Source organism: Microbacterium sp. CH1 (genome assembly GCF_001595495.1).
Lineage (GTDB): Bacteria > Actinomycetota > Actinomycetes > Actinomycetales > Microbacteriaceae > Microbacterium.
In genome coordinates this window covers 24522-45934 of record NZ_LOSO01000012.1, presented here as the reverse complement: position 1 = coordinate 45934, position 21413 = coordinate 24522, and the positions used below count along the sequence as shown (strand labels likewise).

24 protein-coding genes are annotated in these 21413 nt (G+C 67.8%); 1 reads left to right on the top strand and 23 read right to left on the bottom strand.

What is annotated here, in order from left to right; all coding sequences use genetic code 11:
- Positions 1 to 7: 7 nt before the first annotated feature.
- The 10 genes from AUV07_RS08220 to AUV07_RS08185 all read right to left on the bottom strand — a co-directional run bounded on the left by AUV07_RS08220 (position 8) and on the right by AUV07_RS08185 (position 9986).
- Positions 8 to 730: a hypothetical protein gene (locus tag AUV07_RS08220; protein ID WP_062635330.1), complete on the bottom strand. Its 723-nt coding sequence runs from the start codon at positions 728 to 730 to the stop codon at positions 8 to 10.
- A 96-nt stretch (positions 731 to 826) separates the two neighbouring features.
- The gene (locus AUV07_RS08215) at positions 827 to 1255 is read right to left on the bottom strand and encodes a hypothetical protein (protein ID WP_062635328.1); all 429 of its coding nucleotides are present in this window, start codon (positions 1253 to 1255) and stop codon (positions 827 to 829) included.
- A gap of 157 nt (positions 1256 to 1412) precedes the next feature.
- Entirely contained in the window at positions 1413 to 1988 is a 576-nt protein-coding gene (locus AUV07_RS08210) for a hypothetical protein (RefSeq protein ID WP_062635327.1), read from the bottom strand.
- A complete protein-coding gene (locus AUV07_RS08205; protein ID WP_157523978.1) occupies positions 1988 to 7009 on the bottom strand; it encodes a CHC2 zinc finger domain-containing protein in 5022 nt (1673 codons plus the stop codon). The genes AUV07_RS08210 and AUV07_RS08205 overlap by 1 nt, the downstream gene beginning before the upstream one ends.
- Positions 7010 to 7232: 223 nt before the next feature.
- Positions 7233 to 7499, bottom strand: coding sequence for a hypothetical protein (locus AUV07_RS08200; RefSeq protein ID WP_157523976.1), 267 nt, complete (start codon positions 7497 to 7499; stop codon positions 7233 to 7235).
- A 479-nt stretch (positions 7500 to 7978) separates the two neighbouring features.
- Positions 7979 to 9025, bottom strand: a complete 1047-nt coding sequence (locus tag AUV07_RS08195; protein ID WP_062635321.1) for a hypothetical protein — start codon at positions 9023 to 9025, stop codon at positions 7979 to 7981.
- A gap of 2 nt (positions 9026 to 9027) precedes the next feature.
- A complete protein-coding gene (locus AUV07_RS17780; protein WP_197462131.1) occupies positions 9028 to 9180 on the bottom strand; it encodes a hypothetical protein in 153 nt (50 codons plus the stop codon).
- A 10-nt stretch (positions 9181 to 9190) separates the two neighbouring features.
- Complete coding sequence (locus AUV07_RS17575; protein WP_157523974.1) at positions 9191 to 9349, bottom strand: hypothetical protein; 159 nt, start codon at positions 9347 to 9349, stop codon at positions 9191 to 9193.
- Positions 9346 to 9711, bottom strand: coding sequence for a hypothetical protein (locus tag AUV07_RS08190; protein WP_062635320.1), 366 nt, complete (start codon positions 9709 to 9711; stop codon positions 9346 to 9348). Before AUV07_RS08190 ends, AUV07_RS17575 begins: the two co-directional genes overlap by 4 nt.
- Positions 9708 to 9986 (bottom strand): hypothetical protein, encoded by a 279-nt coding sequence (locus tag AUV07_RS08185; protein WP_062635317.1) that lies wholly within the window; start codon positions 9984 to 9986, stop codon positions 9708 to 9710. Before AUV07_RS08185 ends, AUV07_RS08190 begins: the two co-directional genes overlap by 4 nt.
- Before the next feature lie 90 nt (positions 9987 to 10076).
- Here AUV07_RS08185 and AUV07_RS17570 point away from each other — a divergent pair, with 90 nt between their 5' ends.
- Entirely contained in the window at positions 10077 to 10241 is a 165-nt protein-coding gene (locus tag AUV07_RS17570; RefSeq protein ID WP_157523972.1) for a hypothetical protein, read from the top strand.
- A gap of 3 nt (positions 10242 to 10244) precedes the next feature.
- On the opposite strand, the gene AUV07_RS08180 is transcribed toward AUV07_RS17570, so the two are convergent.
- The 13 genes from AUV07_RS08180 to AUV07_RS08120 form a co-directional block, all read right to left on the bottom strand.
- Complete coding sequence (locus AUV07_RS08180) at positions 10245 to 11126, bottom strand: hypothetical protein (protein ID WP_062635315.1); 882 nt, start codon at positions 11124 to 11126, stop codon at positions 10245 to 10247.
- 18 nt (positions 11127 to 11144) lie between these two features.
- Entirely contained in the window at positions 11145 to 11645 is a 501-nt protein-coding gene (locus tag AUV07_RS08175) for a hypothetical protein (protein WP_062635313.1), read from the bottom strand.
- Positions 11639 to 12394: a hypothetical protein gene (locus tag AUV07_RS17565; RefSeq protein WP_157523970.1), complete on the bottom strand. Its 756-nt coding sequence runs from the start codon at positions 12392 to 12394 to the stop codon at positions 11639 to 11641. The genes AUV07_RS08175 and AUV07_RS17565 overlap by 7 nt, the downstream gene beginning before the upstream one ends.
- 115 nt (positions 12395 to 12509) lie before the next feature.
- Positions 12510 to 13112, bottom strand: a complete 603-nt coding sequence (locus tag AUV07_RS08165) for a prepilin peptidase (protein ID WP_062635310.1) — start codon at positions 13110 to 13112, stop codon at positions 12510 to 12512.
- A 2-nt stretch (positions 13113 to 13114) separates the two neighbouring features.
- Entirely contained in the window at positions 13115 to 16438 is a 3324-nt protein-coding gene (locus AUV07_RS08160) for a LysM peptidoglycan-binding domain-containing protein (protein ID WP_062635308.1), read from the bottom strand.
- Between the two features lie 16 nt (positions 16439 to 16454).
- Positions 16455 to 17468, bottom strand: a complete 1014-nt coding sequence (locus AUV07_RS17965) for a hypothetical protein (protein ID WP_062635306.1) — start codon at positions 17466 to 17468, stop codon at positions 16455 to 16457.
- A complete protein-coding gene (locus AUV07_RS08150) occupies positions 17462 to 18076 on the bottom strand; it encodes a hypothetical protein (protein WP_062635304.1) in 615 nt (204 codons plus the stop codon). Before AUV07_RS08150 ends, AUV07_RS17965 begins: the two co-directional genes overlap by 7 nt.
- Before the next feature lie 11 nt (positions 18077 to 18087).
- Positions 18088 to 18498 carry a pilus assembly protein TadG-related protein gene (locus AUV07_RS08145; RefSeq protein WP_062635302.1) on the bottom strand — a complete coding sequence of 137 codons (411 nt, stop codon included), beginning with the start codon at positions 18496 to 18498 and terminating at the stop codon, positions 18088 to 18090.
- Positions 18495 to 18944, bottom strand: coding sequence for a hypothetical protein (locus AUV07_RS08140; protein WP_062635300.1), 450 nt, complete (start codon positions 18942 to 18944; stop codon positions 18495 to 18497). The genes AUV07_RS08145 and AUV07_RS08140 overlap by 4 nt, the downstream gene beginning before the upstream one ends.
- A gap of 2 nt (positions 18945 to 18946) precedes the next feature.
- Positions 18947 to 19360, bottom strand: coding sequence for a TadE/TadG family type IV pilus assembly protein (locus tag AUV07_RS08135; protein WP_062635298.1), 414 nt, complete (start codon positions 19358 to 19360; stop codon positions 18947 to 18949).
- 15 nt (positions 19361 to 19375) lie between these two features.
- Positions 19376 to 19570, bottom strand: a complete 195-nt coding sequence (locus tag AUV07_RS08130; RefSeq protein WP_005052697.1) for a hypothetical protein — start codon at positions 19568 to 19570, stop codon at positions 19376 to 19378.
- 98 nt (positions 19571 to 19668) lie between these two features.
- On the bottom strand, positions 19669 to 20550 hold the full coding sequence (locus tag AUV07_RS08125) for a type II secretion system F family protein (protein ID WP_062635296.1): 882 nt from the start codon (positions 20548 to 20550) through the stop codon (positions 19669 to 19671).
- Complete coding sequence (locus tag AUV07_RS08120; protein WP_062635294.1) at positions 20547 to 21413, bottom strand: type II secretion system F family protein; 867 nt, start codon at positions 21411 to 21413, stop codon at positions 20547 to 20549. Before AUV07_RS08120 ends, AUV07_RS08125 begins: the two co-directional genes overlap by 4 nt.

Below are 21413 nucleotides of genomic sequence, written 5' to 3'. Positions count from 1 at the left end.
CCGGCGGTCACCCCCTGGCCTCAGCCGCGGTGGTCTTGCGGACGGTTGTGCGTGCCTGCTTCCGGTAGGAGCGCAGCGGCTTTCGGGGGGCTTCGTCGAGGAAGGCTTTGCCGGCGCCGCTGGCGAGCTTGGTGTTACGCAGCTGGACCCGGTAGGGGTAGACGTCTTCGAGGAGCTCGCTGCGGGCGACGACCGCGGCCCAGTAGCTCGGGAAGGTCGAGATCTCCACGAGCTTGCCGCCGGCGGTGAGGCGCTTGTCGGCGGCGCGATCGCGGTCGGTGCGGGCCATGCGGACGGTGAGGACCGGCATGTCCTTGATCTTGATGACTGCGAGATCCCACTGCTCGAGGTACCCCTTGTATCCCCACAGCGCGACGGCGTTCTTGGGGTCGGATGAGATCTTGGTCACTGCGCTGCGGGCGTAGACGAGATCTTTCCGCTCCTGCTCGAAGGCGCCCTGTGGGGGGCGGACGAGGCTGATGACGTGTCCGATCCGGCGCGGTGGGACGCCGTCACGGATCCATCGGCGGATGGTGCCCTCGGAGACGCCGAATGTCTCGGAGGCGGTGCCAGCGTCGACGTGGCCGAGTCGGTTGAAGCTGCCGAGGGCGGCGCCCATGACTTGGCCGAGCTTGCGGGCTCCCCAGGCCTTCTCGAGTGCTTCGACGTTGGCGCTTTCGGGGGTGAACCAGAGCGGGGCAGGGTCGGTGTAGGTCGACGAGACGTCCATGACCAACCTCCTACCTAGTGAATGTGACATTCACAGCATAGGCGACGGCGGCAGTCGTGGTCAACGACGCGCGGGTGCCCGTGCTGTCGCTGCGGCCTACTTTCCGCGGAACCGGAGAACGTGCCCGACGAAGGCTGAGCCGGTCTCGTCGTACAGCTTCTTGAGCGCCGGGGTGGAGACGGAGAGGTTTTCTGTCTTCGGCAGGCCGAGCTCGTCGAAGAGGGCGCTCTGCAGCTGCTCGCGGCTGCGCAGGTTGATCTCGCGGCCGAGCTCGGCGTAGGCCTGCTTCGCGGCTTCCTCCTGCTCGGTGTTGCCGGCGGTCTCCTCGAGGCGCCGCTTGATGAAGGCGTCGGCGTCCTTCTTGTGGAACAGCGGCGAGCGTGCGCCCTCGGGGAGCGCGGACTTGGGGAACCCTTCTTTGCGCTGCTTGGTGCCGGTGGCGTAGACGCGCACGGTCTGCTGAGAGACGTTGAGCTTCTCGGCGATGTAGGCGTAGTCGACGAGCTCGGGCATGGTGGCTGCCATCGGCTGGTCCTCTCTCTGATCGTCAGTCCGGTCACGCCTGATAAAAGCGTGACATTCACTACATAGAGCGTATCGCGCCGGTCGACGGATTCGAGCAACGGCGCGGGTGGGAGCTACGCAGTGGGAGGGGTGGTTCGTCTCGCGGAGGCCGGCGGTATCAGCGCCACTCGACGCCCTTGATGCCGTGGAACTGCCAGCCGTCGACGTAGCGGGTGTCGTAGATGCCGGTGAGGTAGTCGGTTGCGCCGGCGTCGCCGCCCTGCACCCATGCGTCGTAGAGCTGCTGCTGCTCGAACGGGGACATGTCGAGGTTGCTGAACCGCTCGGCGACGTACTTCTTGTCGTTGGGGTCGGAGGAGGGGCCCTGCAGGGCGTTGATGCGGATGGTGCGCTGCCGGGTGGGGAGCTGCGCCTGTACGCGCTTGGCGAGCTGCCCGCGGCCGCGCTGGGTGGTCACGGACTGGCGGACGCGCTTGGTGATCTCCTTGGTGATCGCGGCACGCGGGTTCTGCGCGCCGCGGATCCAGCGCTGGACGGTGCCCTGGGAGACACCGAGCTTCTTGGCGGCGAGGCCGGTCGCGATCGGGAAGCGGTCGCTCTTGCCAGGGAAGAGGAACCGGAGCATGGCGCGGGTGTCGGGGTGCTCGGCGGTGTAGTCGGGGATCTTCTGCCCGGTGAGGCCCTCGAACATCGCTTTCATCTGGCGGGCTTGGGCGCCCTTGCTCAGTGCCATCAGATCAGCTCCTCGAGGTACTTCTTGCCCTTGTAGGAGCCGTCACCGTTGAGGAACTCGGCGTGATGCGCGAGCGGGTCGGATCCTTCGTACTTGTACTGCCCCAGGCCGCGGCCGAACCAGGAGGGGTCTCCCGGCCAGGCCTCGAGCGGGTCGATGTGGTCGCTGGTGTAGACGACGGTGTCCTTCTCGATCGCGACGGGCCACCGGCCGGTGCGCTCGGCGTTGGCGAGGACGCGGCGGATGATGTTGGCGCGGGACTTGGCGACGATCATGTCGTGGCGGTGCGGGGCCCACACGGCGAGGGTGTCGTGGTCGCCGCGGTAGTCGAGCATGCCGATCGCGGCGGCGTAGACGATCTTGAGCAGGTCGCGGGCGGCCTGGTCGTCGACGTCGGTGGTGTCGAGGGTGGTGCGGGCGTCGCGGATGCGCTTGTACCAGGCCTCGAAGACCTTGGCCTTGCGATCCCACAGCCAGGCTTCGTGGATCTCGAGCTCGAGGCCCATTTCGCTCGCGAGCTCGAGGGTGGGTGTGCTGACCCAGATCTGAGAGCCGGCGAACCCTTCGCGGACGATGCCCTGCGCGGCGAAGATGTCGGGCATGAGCCAGCTGCCCGGTTCGGGGGCGGTGATCAGCCAGTAGCCGGGCTTGTTCGTGGCCTTGGTGAACTGCAGCGGCCCGTCGTAGTGGGTGGGCGCGCCGACGCCGACCTCGGTGCTTGCAGCGGCGAGGTAGGAACCGCCCCGGTCGAACCCATGCGCCCACTTCTGCTCGAGCTCGTCGCCGAAGAGCTTGCGCTGCCAGTTGAAGTCGCCCTCGGCCATCATCTGGTCCTTGACGGGCGCAGGCCGGTCCTGCGGGTAGTAGATCTCGTCGTGCTTGTCGCGGGGCAGCAGTGCGCGCATGAGCTTGGTGCCGGTAGTGCCAGCGCTGCTGCGGTAAGGGAACTTGAGCGCCGCGGTGAACTTGCCCAGGCGGCGGGCGATCGTGGCCGGGTCCGGGTCGCCGTCGAGGATCGTGCTGATGAAGCGGAAGTCCTGGGCGGGCAGGAGCGCGATGTGCGCACCGATGCCGCGGTTGTCCTCGCGCCACACGTCGATGCTGCCGGTCATGGAGCCGTCACCGCTGAGCGAGAATCCGGCCTCGGTCGCCAGGGTGATGAACGGGTGCCCCTTGGTGGCCTCGCGCAGCAGCTTGCCGTAGTCGGAGTCGGTGGATTCGGGCAGGGTGTCCAGCGGGAGGCCAAGCGCGAGGGCGGCTTCCATCGTGAGGTAGATCTGGCCGCGCTCGGTCTTGCGTGCACCGTTCGTGCCCTGGTTGATGCGGGTGCCCAGGTTCAGGTCCGTGGCCAGCTGCGCGAGCTGGCCGGCGTGCTCGAGCTGACCGCGGATGGTGATCAGCTCACCCGTGGACAGCCAGAGCCCGTCCGTGTGGAGCACGCCCAGCGGTGCACGGAAGTCCTCGGCCGACGTCGTGGTGCTCGGACGTGCGGGCGCGGTCGGGACGGGGGAATCTGCAGCTGCAGGCTGCTCGGGCTCGGGCTCGGGCTCGGGCTCGGCCGGGGCCGGCGGCGCCGACTGCGGGGTCTGCTCCGCCGGCTGAGTGGGCGTGGGCGCTTCGTCGACGGTCGAGGCGTCGAACAGCGCCGGGAAGTCCACGGGCGAGTCGTCCGGGCCTGCTCCCCCGTCTCCGCTGGTGGGTCCACCGGAGGGCTCATCGGGGTTGCTGCCGGTGAGGGCTGACAGCGGAATGTCCCACACGCGGTGCTGCATCGAGCGTCCGGTGCGACGGACGACGCTGCGCTTGCCGGCGCCGTCGACGAGGAGCCACCCGTGGGAGAGCATCGACGAGGACAGCGAGGTCTTGGTGTCGCTGAATGCTTCGTCGGCGCGCTGCGACATCTGGCGGGCGACGGCGACTGCGGTGGTCGGGAACAGGTAGAGGCGCTGGTCGCGGATGATGCCGACCCGCTGGCCGTTGGGGCGCCACTGCGGGTGCATGCCGGTGGAATGGTCGGTCCATCCCAGCGAGCTCGCGTCTTCGGGGACTGCACCATCCATGCCGGCCAGGTGGGCGTTGCCGTTGGCGATCGCCTCGCGCAGATACTCCATCAGCTGCTCGGCGGGGTCGGATGCGGACGAGTCCTGCAGGCTGATCGCCTCGGCGATGCCGGCACGCGCCCAGGCGTAGAAGTCCTTGGCCTCTTCGGCGGTGATGACGTCGAGGTCGCGGAGCATCATCAGCATGATCACGATGCCGCGATCCAGGACCACAGCGGATTGCACGAGGCGGTCGTGGAGGCCAGCGTGCCCGTTCTGGCTGGGGATGGTCTTACGCCAGTAGGCCTGCGTGCACAGGCGGTGCTCGCTGTCCTCCTCGGCCTCGGTGAAGTCGTCGACGAGCTGCTGCCGCCGCGCCGCGGTCCACTGCACGAGTGAGGAGCCGATGAGGGCGCGGGCGTGGCGGGCACGGCGGGACTCGAGGCGCCCGAAGATCTCACCGCCGTTCTTGAGAGTGGCGGGGTCCAACGGCAGGTTGACGATGCGGGAGTCGGCGGAGCCCTGGGCGGACAACTCGCCGGACGTGATGATGCTGGCAAGGATCGGACGGTCGGCCTCGGCGCCGCCGCGCTGCTTGCCGCGGATGCGTCCGATGCCGTTGAACACGGTGCGGCCGAGGGTGCTGATGCGGCGGATCGCGTCGCTGGCGTTGCCGTCCGGGGCGAAGTCATCGACAATCACCGGGACGTTGCTGATCGCGGAGAGGGTGCGCTGCAGGCCGATCGCGGTGGATCCGCCGGCAGCGCCGGAGATCAGGCCCTTGGTGTTGTGGGTGAGGTTCGGTGCGAAGTACTGCACGGCCAGACGGCTGTGGGAGGTCTTGTAGGACGCGAACCCGCCCACCAGGTGCAGCAGGATCGGGCCGGGCAGGACCGGGGCGGTCCAGGAGTGGCCGAGCAGGGGGGCGATCACGCGGGCCGGGAGCTCAGATTCGCGCAGCGCCACGGTGCCGTCGATCCATGCCTGACGCAGCGCGTCGCGGTCTGTGGTGGGGGCGGGCATTGCATAGATGTCGGAGGTCTTTGCCACGTCCACGTCGACGTCGACCGCGCCGCCCTTGGCGATCGCGCCTGCGGCGTGTACGAAGTAGTCGCCGGTTTCGGCGGTGCGCCATCCGACCGTGGTGTGGACGATGCTGTTGTTCCGCGGCGGTTTGATCGCGTTCATCGCATCCCACGCCTGATCCGCGCCGCGGCGGCTGTTCGACTCGAGGAACCCCGGCCAGGGCATCGCCTTTGACCATGACCCGTCGCGGATCTGGTCTTCGGTGTACTTCAGGGTGACCGACTCGGTCTTGAACTGGCCCGTGTCCGGGTCGCGGGTCGGGTAGCCGCGGTCGTTCGGAACCCACCGGGAGAACTTGATCACGTACAGGTGCGGGGGTCGGGCGATCTCATTGTCGGTGCCGTCGTCCTCGATGGCGACGGTCTGAACCTCCGCCCACCCGCGCATGACTCGGAAGTACTTGTCGTCCTCGTCGCCAGGGGTGTGCTTGATGAGCACGGTCTGCCCCTCGACGACGTCGTAGTGGTTGCCCTGGATGAACGGGCGCTTCTCGGGCTGGTCCTCGGGGTTGTCGTTCCCGAAGAACACTCCCCCGTTGCCGCCTCCGCTGCCGGTCTGCGTGCGGGGTGCGGCAGGGGTGATCTCGACGGTCTCAGCCGGCGGCTGCTCCTCGACGTCGGGACGGATCGCGACGATCGACGAAGCGACCGCCTGGGGCACGTCGAGGCCCGCGACGATGTAGGTGTCACGGGAGATCCGCGCACCCTCGGCGACCGCGGCCGCGTACTCCTGCAGGGCGGTGCGGCCGCGATCGCCGAGCTGCTCCGGGGTCAGGACAGGGTCGATCGCTTTGATCCGCTCGAGGCGGTTGAGGGACTCCCGCGCCCACGCCTCGGCGTGCTGCTCCGAAGTCGCCCGGTCCTGCTGGCTCTGCTCGAGCTGCGCGGTCGCTTCCTTGAGGCACACCGCAACGCCGGTGCGCCCGTGCACGAGCTTGTCGGCCTCGGCCGCGGCGACGATCGCACGGGCGTCGTCGACGGTGATCTCGACGAGCGTCGCGACCGTCCCACCAGCGTCCATGTGGTCTGTGAAGTCCGACTTGCGATCGTCGAGGTTGGGCAGGAAGATCCGCGCCGGGATGCCGAGCTCGGCCAGCTGCGCACCGACACCCGCAGCACGCTGTGCGCCGGCGGGATCGTTGTCGACGACCAGGTTGACCGAGGCGCCCCGGAAGTGCTCGAGCAGCTCGGCGGGGAAAGCCGGAGCGCCGCCGGCATTGGTGGTCGCGGCCAGGCCCTCGGCGATCGCGCTGTCGGCGTCCTTCTCCCCCTCGAGCAGCCACACATCCCCGCCGGCGGCGACCGCTGCGCGGATCGCGGCGAGGTTGTAGAGCAGGGGGGCGAAGCCTTCCGGCTTGCGCTTGACCCATCGGCCATTGGCGCCACGGTAGCTCTGGGTGAACCGCTTGTGCCGCTGCCCGTCCAGGGTGGTCTCTTCGCGGTGGACCCGCTGCAGGACGACGCCGTTGTCGTCGACGTACTCGTAGACCTTCACCTGGCGCCACGTCGCGCCCGTCAGGTCCGGGGTCTTGGGGGCGAGCTCATCCTGCGTCAGCCGCGGGGGCAGCGAAGGCCGCTTCGCCCTCGGGGTGCGCTGACTGGTGCGGCGGTCGGCGGGCAGTGGCGCGTCGAACAGGTCACTGACGGTCAGGCCGATCGCGCCGCACACGTCACGGAGGTCGAAGGCATCACCGCAGCCGAAGCAGTGCATCATCACCTTGCCGCCGGCCCGGTCGTAACGGATGCTCAGCGACGGCATCGCGTCACCGTGCACGGGGCACAGCGCCATGTGCTGGCTCCCGTTGCGGCGAGGCTTCCACCCACCGCGCTCGAGCGCCTCGAGAACGCGGTCCATGGAGTTCGTAGCCGTCGCCGTGCCGGTGTACTCAAGCGTCATCGGTGCAGCGCACCCCCTCGGGTGCACGCTGCATCGCCCAGCGGGTGCGACACGACGGCCACACCAACGCTAGACATCCGCAATATCGCGGCTATAATCATGAACGTCCTAACTGACGAACTCTGATGCAGCATCAGAAATCTGATCAGCCTCTTGCAGGAGGCTGTGACCCAAAAGCACTCAAGACCCCCGATGGTTTGCAGACCAGAGGGGGTCGAGTCGTTTATGCCGATCGTGGCAACTCAAGCTCCTGTTCTGTCGCACGGATAGCACGCTCATGCTCGGCCTTCTTGAGCTCGTCCTGGACGTAGTCAGGGATCTCGAGGCCGGCCTGCTTGGAAACAGCCAGCGCGAGCCAGCTGCTGAGAGGGATTCCTGCTTCCTCGGCGAGGCGCTCAAGAATCGGTTGATACGCCTGCGGGTACCGCACGGTGCTCGTCGCACGAGGGCCGTAGTTGCGGCGTCCCGGCTTGTTAGCTGTCGCTGGCATGTCCCCGTTCTAGCACGATCCTGAATCAGAATCACGGATTGCCGCGAAGTGTCCCGCCGCCGTGTCTTCTCGCCCATGTCAGGTATAGGCCCAACCTCGGACCCTTCGCGGACATCGGTTCCCGGAAAAAGTTCGACATCGCCGTTGGTACACCTTTCTCGCCTCGCGCGGGCGCGCATGTGTGAGGGCTTGCGCTGAAAAGGTGTACCAGGTGTACCGGAGACGGAAAATAGCCTGGTCAAGAGTCAAAAATTGCTGGTACACCTTGCCAGATCACAGGTGTACCGCGAGAAGCAAAACCCCAGATCAATGGCTTATTCGTTGGTACACCTCAAAAGTGTACCGATGCGCGTGGCGGGGCAGGTTCCCGTTACGTCTACGTTCGCACGGGATCCGTGGGGATATCGACGGCGTCGCTTCGAGAGGGGCTCTTTGGCCCCGTCGGGGAGAGATCCCGCCCTGCTGTTCGGCGTGTCGCGTTAGAGCTCGCGGTCGGTGGGGATCTTCCAGACGCGGGTCGGTTCCCCACCGATCCGCACGCTCACAGTCCCGGTCTTGGATGTGATCAGGTACAGGCGCCGCAGCGCCGCGGTGATTGCTTTGATACTGAGATTCGGGTCGCCGTGGGCGGCTCGGATGAATGGCAGCGCCTCGGTTGGCCGGATGTACAGGTAGTCGCGATCGGCACGGCCGATCACCCATTCCTTGCTGTCGCTGGCGTTGTCGGCGAGTTCTCCGCCGTTTGCGAGGAGATACCTGACGGCATCGCGCAGAGCCCAGACGATCTGGTCGTCTGGGCTGAGCCATGAGGTCGCCGGGGCAGCTGGGGTGTCGAGCCCGAGGGAGCGCAGGATCGTGTCGCCGAGGTAGAACGCTGCGCCGAGGCGGCGGGGCTTGTCGTAGTCGGGATGGCGGGCGATGTTGATCGCGTGCTCGTTGAGGTCCAGGTGGCGTGTGCTCTGTTGCAGGTAGCTCGCGATGATGCGTCGGCCGGCGGCTGCAGGTTCGCTCGCCATGGCGCGTAGCGGTTGAACGCTGCGCGGTCTCTGGGGCAGCTCGATCGTGATGGAGCGATTCGCGCTGAGTGGCTGGATTGTCTGAGAGCTGGCGACGATCAGGGCGGATGCTTTGCTGAGTGGGGTTGAGAACGAGATGAAGCTCTCTACCTCGATCTCGTCGAGCCCGCTAAGGGGAGAGCGGGGGCTGACGTGGGGGGCGCTGTTGAGGACGAGTGGCTTGTTGGGGACTACGGCACGGCGGATCCCGGCGAACGTGAGTGGGTCGATGCGTGGTCGTTCGACTTCACCGGCGAGCTCGGCGAGCGCATCGGCAAGGGTGTCTCTTGTCGATGGTGTTCCGCCGACGATGAAGATCGGGGTGGGGAGGGGCTCGATGTGTGAGTAGGCGATCGCGCGGATGAGCCTGTCGGCGTGGAGGGGGAATGCTTCGCGCAGGGGCTCGATCCCTGCGGCCCAGGCGCTTCGCGCGTGAGCTGCAGGGATCGGGTCGGTGGCGAGTGTGTCCATGGTCAGGTGTCGGCGTCTGTGTCTGTGCGGATGGCGATGAGCTCGTGGCCTTCGGGGATCTGTGTCTCAAGCAGCTCGCGCGCCTCCTGGTAGCTGCTTGCCTCGACGGTGATCCGCTCGGTGGCGGTGCTGCGGATGGTCCCAATGACACGCATGGCGCGGACCTTAGTCGGTGTCTCCGACATCGACGCGCTCGTACTCCGAGACCCGCTCGCCAGAGTCGGCCGCGATCTCGGATGACATGATCTCAGCGCTCATCCCGTCCAGGCCTTGGTCGATGAACTGCTCGTACAGCTCGGCCTCGAGCGGTCCCCGGCGGCTCATGCGCTGGCCTGCAGATGCCGTTGCACGTACTCGTCGAGTGCTGCCCGGACGACGTCGGAGTCGCTCTTCATCCCCAGTTGGGCGCGCAGCTGGTCGACCTCGCGCTTGCGGGTCGGGGTGACGCGGGTGCGGATCGTCGGGGAGGAGCCGGCGCCTGCTGCCGTCCCTCCCACGCGGGGCCGTCCACCGACCGCTCGCGCGACGGCCTGCGTGCTTCCGAGGGCGTCGAGGAGCATCTGCTGCCCGATGGCTGCGGCGTCGGCGCCGTGGGCGCTCTCCCCCGGCGTCGACGTGCCGGTGGGCTGTTCCTCGAGCGCGGCGAGGGTGGCGTAGCGCTCCTGGTCCTTCTTGCTGAGGGTCATCCGTTCTCCTCCTCCATCTGTCGGCGGTAGTAGGCGCCCAGCGGCATGACGTGGTAGACGACGAAGTTGCCGCCGGGCTTGAGTTCAATGAGCACTTCGATCAGCCGATCGGTCTGCGCGTGTTGCGGGCCGACGAAGACGCGACGCTGGTTGCGGGAGTCGCCCTCGTTGATCTTGACCTTGGTGCTCGTGTAGATCGCGTTCTGCATGGCGTAGAGCGCATCGGCGTGGGGAATGTCGTGCTTGTCAGCTGACTTCGGCCACTCGATCCCCATACAGGTATTGTGCCACAAAACTTAGACCCAGGAAAGGTCATCTGTGGAGAGATGGCCCGCGCGATCGGGCCGGAGGCGTAGCGTCGCGGAATGGTCGACGACGGATTGGCGATCGGCGTTCAGCCGCACTGCTGCGGCGTAGTGATGCGCGATCGCCCCGGCGTGCTGGTGTGCGTGGTGTGCGGCCGCGAGGACGTGTTGCGAATGGTGCCCGCTCCCCCGGTCTTCGTCGGCGCGAGCATCCATGGAGGGTGACCCCTACCTCGAGCTCGTCGTGACCTCGATGAGACGGGGTTCGATCGCTGCCGGCGCCGGAGTGATCGGGTGCTCGCTGAACTCTGCCGGCTCGGCTTCACGCCAGATGATCCGTCGCTCGTTGCACCAGGCGCAGTGCCCTGCCCAGTGGTACGGATCGGCGTTGTGAAGCCTGGTGCGCAGCGGCGCCGCGTAGGGGCTCTGGATGCCGGCGCGCCATCGGATGTGCGGGTGGAGCTCGCCCGCGGCGAGGTACAGGCGTCGGCCGATGCCGAGACCCGCGTACAGCTCCCATCGGTTGCCGTCGTCGTGCGGGTTGTTGGGGTTGATCGACGGGATGTCGTAGGGCTTGGAGAACACGTCGCCGAAGCCGTCGACAGGATCGACGGCGAAGCGGCCGCGCAGCCCGCTCGCGGCGTGCTGCAGCACGACCATCGGGCCCCCTTCGGGTGTCGTGGTGTGCAGCAGGTAGATCGTGGGGTCGTCGGCCACGAGCCTGACCCGGTCGACGTTCTCGCGCGCGATCTGCTCCGCGGCCGCGGCGGTGAGTAACGGGTGGAGCAACTCGTCATCGCCGGCCTGCAGAACCGCCTCGGCCGCGGCCTCCTCAGCGAGGTCGGGAAGATGCTCGAGCAGTCGCGGATGCCACTCGTTGGAGTGTCGGGAGGTTCGGGCCCAGGCGTTCGCGATCTCGGTGCGCAGCAGCTCGCGCGCCCACAGCTGTGCAACCTCCTCGAGGCCATCGCTCTGCTCGAGCTCGCGGAGCTGGCCGATCGCTCGTCGACGCGACCACCAGCCCGCGGCCGCGACCTCGCGCCGCGCGCGCCGGCGATCCAGCACGCGCCGTAGGTACTCCCCTTCGGGGCTGTAGTACTCGCCTGACATTCACTCGTCCTGGGGAGGTCAACGGGGCAAGGGAGCCGCGGCGACTGAGGATTCATCCAAGATCTCGAAGTCGTCGGCTCCCGCAGTTCGCAGGTCGCGCAGGAGGGCTCCGGTTATGCCGAACTTCCAATGCTGTTCCGCCGGCATGATGGAGAAGCAATCATCACCGGGGCGCCCGAACACCACCAGTCCGTGATACCGCGGCAGGACGATGCCAGGCGGGTTCTCGATCTCCACCGGGAACGTCGAGTAACCCGTGGCGCGCGATTCTTCGAGGACGGCCACGAATCGGTCACTGGCGATCTTCGTGGGGCCAGTCGTCCAGAGGAGGTCGCCGAACTTCCGACCCTTGTTCTGGCGAGCGAACCGGGGTTCCACCGGAAGCTCGTCAAGCCGTCCCCATTGGAGCGCGCGAAACATCTCCGATCTATCGACGGAGCTCAGGCGGGGCGAGGACTTGACGTTGACCCAGGCGTAGCCCCGGCGTGAAGGGGCCTGAATGAGGACCGAGTTCAGCATGTGTAGACGTACAAGCCGACGAGTGACTTCATGTAGGCCAATATCTCGTCTTGGGACGGGCTCGCTGTGGTCGCGAAGAACTGCTCCCATTTCGCGTTGTAGTTCGCTGCTTGGCTCGAGTGGTTGGTGGGAACCCCTGCCTTCGAGCACCACCAGAGCCCGTATCGCGGATCGTCGATCGCGAGGCCTGCTTGCTCGAACGTGGCGCGATACATCTGCGGCAGCTGATGGTGGGCCTGATAGTCGGGATCGTTCTGCTTGGTGAGGGTGACTAGGTTCTCGCGGAAGTTGGCTGCGGTGAACGGCTTCCCGACCCAGATCGGAACCATCTTCAGCTGGTCCGGCATCCCGGCCTGGGTCATCTTGACCCAGAAGTAGCCGTCCTGCGAGAGCGGAATTGGCCCGGTCGGTTTGGTGCAGGCGGTGGGGACGGCGACCGTAGCTGCTACCCGAGTTAGCTGGCTTCCTCCCGCAGGGCGCGATGGATCCGGCGGGATGACGATGGTCTGCGCTGAGCTTTCCGCACCTGGCCGACCCGGGGAGTTGCACAAGATACCGAAGGTGATGGTGACGGTGGCTGCGCTGGCGTTCGAGTTGTTACCCAGGCCCACGCTGACGGGTGCGATCAACCCTGGGTAGACGACAGACGGAGCGACGAAGAAATGGCCATTGTTCAGAGAGAACGAGCCTGCAGCTTGCGCCGGTGTTGCAACGAGGAGAGAGCTGACGGTTATGAGTGCCGCGGCCACCGCAGACAGTGTGAGGCGCCAGGTGCGGGTCCGTGTTTTCACAAGCTGCCCTTTCGGGTTCATGAGTGTGGGCTTGAGGCGGCCTCTGCGGTCGCGGTGCATCTGTCCAGACAGATCACGAGGGAACGATCGCGGCGATCGCGACGACCGCGCCGGCAGCGAGCAGATATGGCCCGAAGGGGAGGTCGTGGGTGTCGCGTCCGCGGCTCTTGAGGATCGCCGCGGTGATCGCGTGCGGGAACGCGAGGACGTACGCGAGCGCGATCGCCACGAACGGGAGGTACCAGGTGTGCCAGCCGGTGAGCAGTCCGACGCTGAGGGCGAGCTTGACGTCCCCGAATCCGACCTGCCCGGCCAGTCCGATCGCGGCCAGCAGAATGGCGAGCCCGATCGCGCCGCTGATCGCGGCGATCGCTTCGGTGCCGGCGCCGGCGGTGAGAGCGAGGGCTAGGACGGCGCCGGTGAGGATCGCGGCGAGGGTGAGGGTGAGCGTGTCAGGCAGGCGACGCTCCTGCAGGTCTGTGCGCGTCAGGAACGCTCCGTAGGCGGCGTAGACGGCGATCATGGCCCAACCGCCCACCGTGAGACGCAGATCGGGGCTCAGAGGCGCTGTGAGGGCCGCTGAGAGCGCGAAGCCCCCCAGAGCTGCGAGCGGGTACCGCAACGCCGGGTATCGTCGCGCACGCACGCTCTGGGGAGCCTCGCGGGTCGTGGTCATGATCAGCTGGCCATCGCGTGCCGCTGGCGCAGCTGCGTGATGAGCTTCTGCGTCTCGGGTTCGGGCTCGTAGTCCTCGTCGACGGCGGCAAGGCTCTGCTCGAGCTGGGTGATCAGCCGCTCGACGCCGGCGTGGTCGCCGGCCTGGTGCTCGGCGCGCAGCCCGTCGCGCCAGAAGACCTCGTTGACGGGGTCGACCATCCGGCCGATCGCGGAGGCGAGGCGTGCGTGGCGGACCTTGCCGGTGGACAGGCTGCGGGTGGCTACCTCATGGGCGACGTCGCCGATGGTCGCGATCATCTCGTTGCGCAGCCGGTCGGCGAACACGTAGCGCTTGTCGGGGACGCCGCTGATGGGCTGTCCCTTGACGAGCTCGAGCGCAGCGAGCAGCCGGTCGGTGGGGGTGTCGGAGATCTCGTCACCGATGAGACCGAGGAAGTCCTGCCAGTCGGAGCGGACGTCCTCGTGCAGCCGGTACTCCCCCGTCGTCACGAGCGGCACATAGAGCTCGCCGTCATCGTTCTGTCCGAGCCAGCGGCGGGTCTTGGAGGTCAGCCCGTTGCGGTCGTCGTTTGCCTTCTTGCCCGAGGCGATCTGGCCGGGCCAGAACACGGCGTGTACCTGCTCGGCGGTGGCGTTCGGGTTCACCGACAAGAACGCGACCAGCTCGGTCCCCTTGCGGATTGCTGATCGCCACTGCGCGGCGGTGTTCGGGTTCACCGGCGCCTCTCCGCGCGCGCCGCGAACCTCGACGGGTCCGAGCAGCTGCAGGTACGGCCCACGGTGCAGCGGTGTGATCGCCGCGAGCGGCTCGTCGTGCTCGGCCGCGGCCTCTTCGTCGACCAGGTTGACCGTGACGGTCTCCGCCGGCTCCTCATCGACGGCGGAGGGTGCTGCCTCGTCCGCCTCGGAGATCTCCGCCTCCGTCTCGTCGGCGATGGGCTCGGAGATTTCGACGTCGGGCTCGTCGACGAGCGGGAGCTGCTCGGCTTCGACCTCGTCGGCTTCGACTGCGGCGGCGGGGATCTCGTCGAGCTCGAGTTCGTCGTCGAGCGCGACGCCGGTAGCGGCGCCCTCTGTGGCGACGTCAAACAGCGCGAGGATCTCGTTGTACTCGCGCGCGCCGACCAGCTGCGGGGTGATCGGGATGGCGACGCCGGTGCCGGGGATCTCGAGCTGGGCTCGGCGGTCCTCGGTGAGTGCCAGGTTCCAGCTGCCTGTCAGGTGGCCGGCGCTGACAGCTGCGATGCCCACACGCGGGATCCGGGTGACCAGCTCGCTGATGGCTTCACGGGTGGCTTCGTCCGGGTTGTCGCCGAGGATGATGATCTCCGGCGCCCAGGCCTCCGCATCCGCTCCGGTAGTGCGTGCCTGCTCGAGCCCGTCGACGCCGAGCTCATCGAGAGCAGCCTCGACCGCCGCGGCCTGTCCGTGCAGGTTGCGCAGCAGAGTGTCGGTGTCCTCGACGTGACGCACGCGGCCGCTGCCGAGCGCGAGCGGGAGGCGATCGCCGACGCCGACGAGGGTGACCTGGACGTCCTCAGACCAGGTGTTCGCGGCGAGCTCGATCGCGATGGCGGTGAGCACGCCCTGGCGCAGCTCTCCGGTGGCGCCGGTGACGTTGAGCGCACCGATCCGCTCGAGGTCGACGAAGATGTGCCCGTTGTTGTCGTCGTGGCCGAGCATGACCAGCGCCGGGTACGGCGCGGACGGGACCGTGTCGAGAGGCTCGAGGTCGGTCAGCGCGACCATCCAGGCGAGCTTGTCTTCGGGGTCGTATTGGGTGAACGGTGCCGGAAGGTCGGTCGGCTCGTCGAGGTAGACGGCGACCGAGCTCTCATCGAGGCGGAGGGCGTACAGCGCGGGGATCCGGCTGCCGGTTTCCTGCGCCCACACGGCCAGGTGGCGCAGGGCTGTGTCGACCGCCTCGGCACCCAGCGGGTTCTCCACGGCGCGCAGCTCGAGCTCCACGGAGGACACGGTCTCGTCGGGCATCGCGATCCGCTGGCGGGGCTTGCGGTCGCGGCGCTGCTTGAGACGCCGCCACCCGAGGAGGGTGAGGAGGCCGGCGGCGAGTGTGGCGCCGATGCCTCCGATGGTGGCGACCTGGAAGTAGTCCTCGATGCCGCTCGTGTCGTCCTCATCGACGTCGACGGCCGCGGCCGGAGCTGCAGCCTCGTCGGCGGGCGCCTCGTCGGCGGGCGCCTGGGTGGCATCCGTGGTGAACCCCAGACCGCTCGTGGCCTCGTCCTCGGCCGCGGCATCCGCACCCGACGCGCCAGCGCCTTCGTCAGCGCCGCCGCCAGCACCCGCGGCACCCGCACCCTCGTCGACGTCGACGTCGACGGCGCCGGCAGCGCCCTCGTCCGTGTCGATCGAGCCAGTGCTGCCGGTGGTGCCCGCCGCGTCGTCGGTCGGAGCGATGGGGACGACGGTGGCCACGGGGATGTTGACCTGCTGGCCGGGGTAGATCCAGTTCGGGTCGGTGATGGTGCCGCCGCCAGGCTGAGCGATGTCCTTCGAGGCCTCGAAGATCTCGGGGTAGCGGGCACCGTCGCCGAGTTCCTCGGCCGCGATGTCCCACAGGGTGTCGCCGGAGACGATGTCACGCTGCTCGTAGGTGATCTCGGTGACCGTCTCCGCTTCGGCACTGGCAGGCGCGGCCGCGGCATCCGCTGCGGCCGGCACGACGGCGTCTGCCGGCAGGGTGAGCACCCATCCCTCCTGCAGCCATCCCGACGCGGTCAGCGCTCCCCCATCGGCCTGCTGCACGCCGAGGTTGAGCGCGGAGATCTCCGCAGCGCGGCTGCGGTCGCCCAGCGTGTTCTCCGCGATCCGGGCGAGTGTGTCCGTACCCGTCACCACGTACTGCGGGCCTGCCTCGACGACAGGGGCCTCCTCAGCCGCAGCCTCGGTGGTCGCGACCGAGACGACGGAGGCGCTCATGGACACCGAAGGCTGCGTGGGTACCTCTGACGCGAACGCGGCCGCAGGCGAGAACAGCGCGATGACTGCGGCGAGCAGACCGCCCATGACCTTCTGCTGGACGCCGAGGCCGGGGATCCGAGGCCGCGGCACACCGCGCAGCTGCGCGGGCAGCTCGGCGAGGAAGCCGACAGCGAAGGTCGCCCACGCGATCCACGCGACGATCGGCATGATCGTCCCGATCAGGAAGGATCCGGTGTAGTCGCGCATCGTGAACCCGGCCACGAGCTCGTCCCACGACGGCAGCGGGTTGCCGGCGAAGAACACGAGCCCGGCGGGGATACCGACCAGGAGCACGGCGAGCAGTATCAGCGACCCGAGGCCCTTTCCGATGCGGTTCATGATGCCTCCTTGGGGGTCAGGGGACGATGACGGTCTGCAGCTCGTTGACCTCGAGGTCGACTGCGCTGTTGGTGGTCAGGTTGACGGTGCCGCCAGGGCCGGCGAGAGAGGTCCACGTCACGGTCCAGTTCGTCGTGGCCGTGACCGTGAAGCGATCGCCGGGGTTCCGGCTCGATGTCGACGTGTACTGGTAACCGCAGGTCGGCGACGTCGTCATGCCGTAGCCGACGTTGTACGGAGTGCCAGTGTTGCCGCAGGTCGTCGACGCACCGTCGCCCATTTGCCAGCGAACGGACGTGGCCTGAGCTGTCGCCGTGATCGTCTGCCCACCCAGCGTCGCGGTCTCCGTGTAGGGGCCCCAGGTCAGCGGTTCGGGGTTGTTGACCCAGAGCCAGATCGGAACCCCGACGTAGCCGCGACGGTGACCCCATTCGGGGTTGACCTCGGGAGCCATGCCGATGTCGATGCCGCGCAGGGCGAACGTGGAGATGAGCTGCTGAGCCGCGGCACCCGGAGTGAGCACACGCAGCCCAGGCGGGACCGTCTCGCTCCAGAAGTTGCTCTCCGTGCCCAGACCAGGCGATCCACCCGGCGACGGGTTGAACATGATGCAGCCGTAGTAGCCGGCCTCCTGCGAGTAGCCCGGCGGGCGGGCCGGCCATACGCCGTCCTTCATGAAGACGTAGCACTGCCGGGTGTTCGACCAGTACGAGGTCGAGCCACCGCAGTCGATGATCGCGTAGAAGCGCTGGTAGGTGCCGCCATCGAAAACGCGGATCTGATCATCCGTCCAGCCCAGCTGCAGAAGGCCAGACTGCGAGTTCTCGTAGTAGCAGGTCGGTGCGCCAGGGGTCCACCCGTTGCTGTCCGGGTTCGGCGCCGGATCCGAAGGCATCGAGATCGTGAGGTAGCACCTGTTGTCCGCATCGCAGTAGACGCCGTTGGCGCCCTGCGCGGGCAGGGCGGCGACGAGAGAGGCCGCGATGAGGGCGATAACGGCGGCGAGCGCTGCGATTCCTCGTCTCAGCATGTGGTCCCCAAGTCGATTCGATCGTTGACGAGCCAGGTCTTGGTCTCGGCGTCGTAGATGACGTGGAACTCAACTTCGTTGCGCGGGGTCGGGTTCTGCATTGCAGGCTTGCCATCAGCTGTCGTGGTGATGCGCCCGGAGGCATCCTGGCAACCGGGGACGATGACGAGGCCATTGGCGATGCCCTCGTATTCCTGGCCGTAGGCCGTGGTCGGCTCGAACTCGATGCGACCTTCAACGGTGGCCTGGCCTTCGATGCTCTCTCCGTCCTCGTTCAGGATCGGCCCGTTGGCGGTCCGTGAAGCGTCTTCCTGAACCCGGCTCAGCATGCGGCCGGTGGCGACGATGTCGAAGAGCTCGGGGCTGTTTCCACCTGTGGCGTCGACCTGCTCCCACACATCGAGGAGGAGCGTGATCGTCTGCTGTGCCTTGGTGATCGCCTCATCCTCGTCGGCGGGTGCTTCGCCGGTGATAGGCGCGACAGTCGGCGTGGGGGTCGGGGTGTTGGTGGGGCTGCCGGTGGGGGTCGGGTTGCCGGTGCCCGTGCATGCGGTCAGCGTCAGTGCGGCGGCGATGATGCCGGCGACGGCGAGGCGCTTGATGCTCATGGTGGGGGCTCCTATTGGGTGATCAGCTCTGCGGTGGCTGTGGCTTGGACGGGGAACGGCACGGGGAGGAAGGTGGCCGAGTAGTCGGTGTCTACGGTGACGGTGATGCGGTCGCCGCTGACGGCGACGCTTCCGCCGACGCCGGCGGCGGCGAGGTAGCCGTTGGCGGCGCTGACGGCTCGGCTGCTGTCGATCGCGGTGGTGCCGTCGCTGATCGCTTGGCCGCTGACGGCGTTCGCTGCGGCGCGGGCGGCGCTGGCGGCGGTGGTGTAGGCCTGCTGGTTGGCTTGCACCTTGCCGGCGCCGTCGACGACGAGTCCGACGATCGCGAGGAACGCGACGGTCATGATGACGAAGTAGATCGTCGCGACGCCCTTGTCGTCGCGGAACTTGGCTCGGAGCCTCTGGACCATGGTGTTCATCGCCGCTCCCTGTAGGCGTCGACGGGAGAGGCGGCGGTGCCTGTGAGGACGCGGGTGCCGGGCAGGCCGATCATGGCGGCGTCGCTGAGTGCGACGGTGCAGGAGACGGTCGCGCTGACTCGGCCGGTGGTGCCGATCGGGGCGCTCAGGCCGGAGGCGTCGATGTTGACGGAGAGTGTGGTGCAGTTGACGCCGGACTGTTCCATCGAGATCCGCGCCATGTCTTCGGCTGCTTCCTGCGCCTGGGCCGTGGTGCGCGCGAGCGATGCTTCGCGGGCCGCGGCCGACGCTGCGGACTCGACGGCGTTGCCGGCCAGCGCGAGACGTCCGGAAGCTGCGAGCAGCACGAGCACCGCGGCGAGCGCCGGGGCGAGGATGGCGATCTCGAGGCCGGCGGAGCCGCGTTCGTCGCGGAGCTTGGCGATGAGGGTTCGGATGGCGCGCATGGTCAGTTCACCCACCTTTCGGTGGGGCCGGTCACGGTGACGTCGATGTTGGTGGTCAGTCCGGGGACGAAGGAGGGGGCGGTGCCGGTGACGGTTACGGTCACGGTGTTGGCGCCGCGGTCGACCGCGACGGATGCGCCGCTGATCGGTGAGCCGGACTGGTTGAGGACTGCGAGGCCGGCGGTGGAGCCGTCTGTGCCGCTGGCGTTGTAGGCGCGGGCGGCGTTGTAGGCGCTGGTGGCGGCGGCGTGGGCGAGGTTGTTGGCGTGGAGGATGATGCCCAGGTGCAGGAAGACCGCGAGGACGAGCAGCAGCACCGGGGCGATGATCGTGTTCTGCAGCGTGGCCGCACCCCGATCACCGGCGAGCGCTTCTCTGAGGCGCTGCCGGTGACCGGTGTTGGAGGTGCGGACCATCTGCGGGTGGCTCTTTCAGCCGGTGGGGATCTGGCCGGCGTAGGCGTTGATCGCGGTGACGATGATCGCCACGACGGCCACGGCGGCGAGCGCGATGCCGGCGGTCCAGATGACCTGCTCGAGGGTGATGGAGCCACGTTCGGGCTCTTCGGTGAAGCGAGCTGCCCGCCCGCGCATGCGGGACAGGAACTCTCGGCTCAGGGTCGACATAGGATCCTGGTTCCTTTCTCTCTCTGGGTGGGTGGTGCTTGGTCTATTAGGTATAGGCCTCGGTTTGGGGCCTTCGCGGACAATCGACTTCCAACGTCTCAGAAGAATGCGTTGAGCACGAAGGGAGTTCCGAGCAGAAGCATGAAGAGGACGCCGGTGAGGGTCATCGGGATGGTCATCTTGTTGGTCGCTTTGTTCGCCTCCGTCACTTCATCATTCAGAAGTCGGTCCCGGAGGTTCTGCCCCCGTGCCCTGAGTGTCTCATATACCGACGCTCCTTGCTCCCCCGAGAGCCTGATCACCTTGGCGATTTCACCCAGGTCGGGGACGTTGATCTCGAGGGAGAGCTGCTCGAGCGCGTCCCAGGGTGCGGTGCCGGCGTAGCGGGCTTCGGTGAGGGTTTGGCGGATTCGGACGAATGCCCAGTTGCGTCCGACCTGGGCGGCGGACTCGAGGGCTTTGCCGGGAGGGGCGCCGCTGATGCGTTCGGATCCGACGAGCTCCATGTAGACGGCGACCGAGCGGGAGAACTCCTTGCGGGCGGCTTCGGCCTGGTCGCGGACGAGCAGGTTGGGCAGGTACCAGCCGCCGATGGCGAGGGGGATGCCGAACAGCGCGGGGATGTAGAACGCGGTCAGGCCGAGGACTTGGAAGATCAGTCCGATCGCGATGGGGGCGATGAGGCCGAGGCCGGCGGAGAGCACCTTCTGGTACAGGAACCGGTTAACGCTCATGCCGATCAGGCGCAGATCGCGGGTGGGGATCTTGAGAGAGGGGCTGTCGCCGACGCGACGGAGGACGGCTGAGCCCACCCGGTTCTCGAGGGTGGCGGCGTAGGCGGGGTCGGCGGCGACGGTGGTGGTGCCGATCCGATCGAGCGCTGCGGAGAGGCTGGGCTGGGTGGGCACCAGTGCGGCGATGACCAGCGCGAAGCCGAGCCCCAGGACGAGGCCAGGGAGGACGATCAGTGCGAGGTTCACTTCTCACCAGCTTTCTCGGTGGCAACGAGCAGACGGGGTGCCGGCACGCCGCGGCTGATGCGTCGCATCCACAGCAATACGAGGGCGTAGCTGACGAGATATGCGGCGAACAGGAGTTGACCGATCGGGGTGCCGTAGGGGGCGGAGTACTGCTGGGCGAGGACCAGGAGTACGAGCAGCGCGACGGTGAAGTAGACGACGAACCGTGCCTCGTTGCGCGGGGTGGCGCGGTCGGCTTCGATCTGGCGGCGCATCTTGACCCGCTCGAAGATGCTCTTGGCGAGATCCTCGAGCGAGGCGGCGAGGCCGGATCCGCGGAGCTCGGCCTTGCGGAGAAGGTGCATCACGAGCACGTCCGCGGTCTCATCGTTGAGGTCGTCGGCAAACGCCTGCAGCGCCGCGGTGGTGGTCCACCGGGCGTTGATGCGCGCGACGAGCTGCGTGACCTGCGGGCGGATCGCTTCGGGGCAGCTGCTCAGCGATGCGGCGATGGTGCGTTCGAGGCCGGCGCCGGAGACGGTGAGGCCGGCGAGGCTGCGGGTCCAGGACTCGAGGGCGTCGAGCTTGGCGATCGTGTTCTCCTCGGGGCCCTTCTGCAGCAGCCATGGCAGGCCGACAGCGGCGACGGGCACGGCGATCACGAGCAGCCACCATCCGGTGATCAGCGCGAACACCAGACCGACCGCGGCGCCGCCGACGAGCTGGATCTGCTGCGTGCGGGTGAAGTCGCGTGTCGCCTTCCCGCGAAGCGCGCTGCGCGTGGGAAGTCCGCTGGTGCTGGGCTTGTGGGCGGCGCCGAGGATGACCAGGATCGCGCCGGCGACCGCGACGATGATGCACAGGGCGAGGGTTGCGGTAGTCAT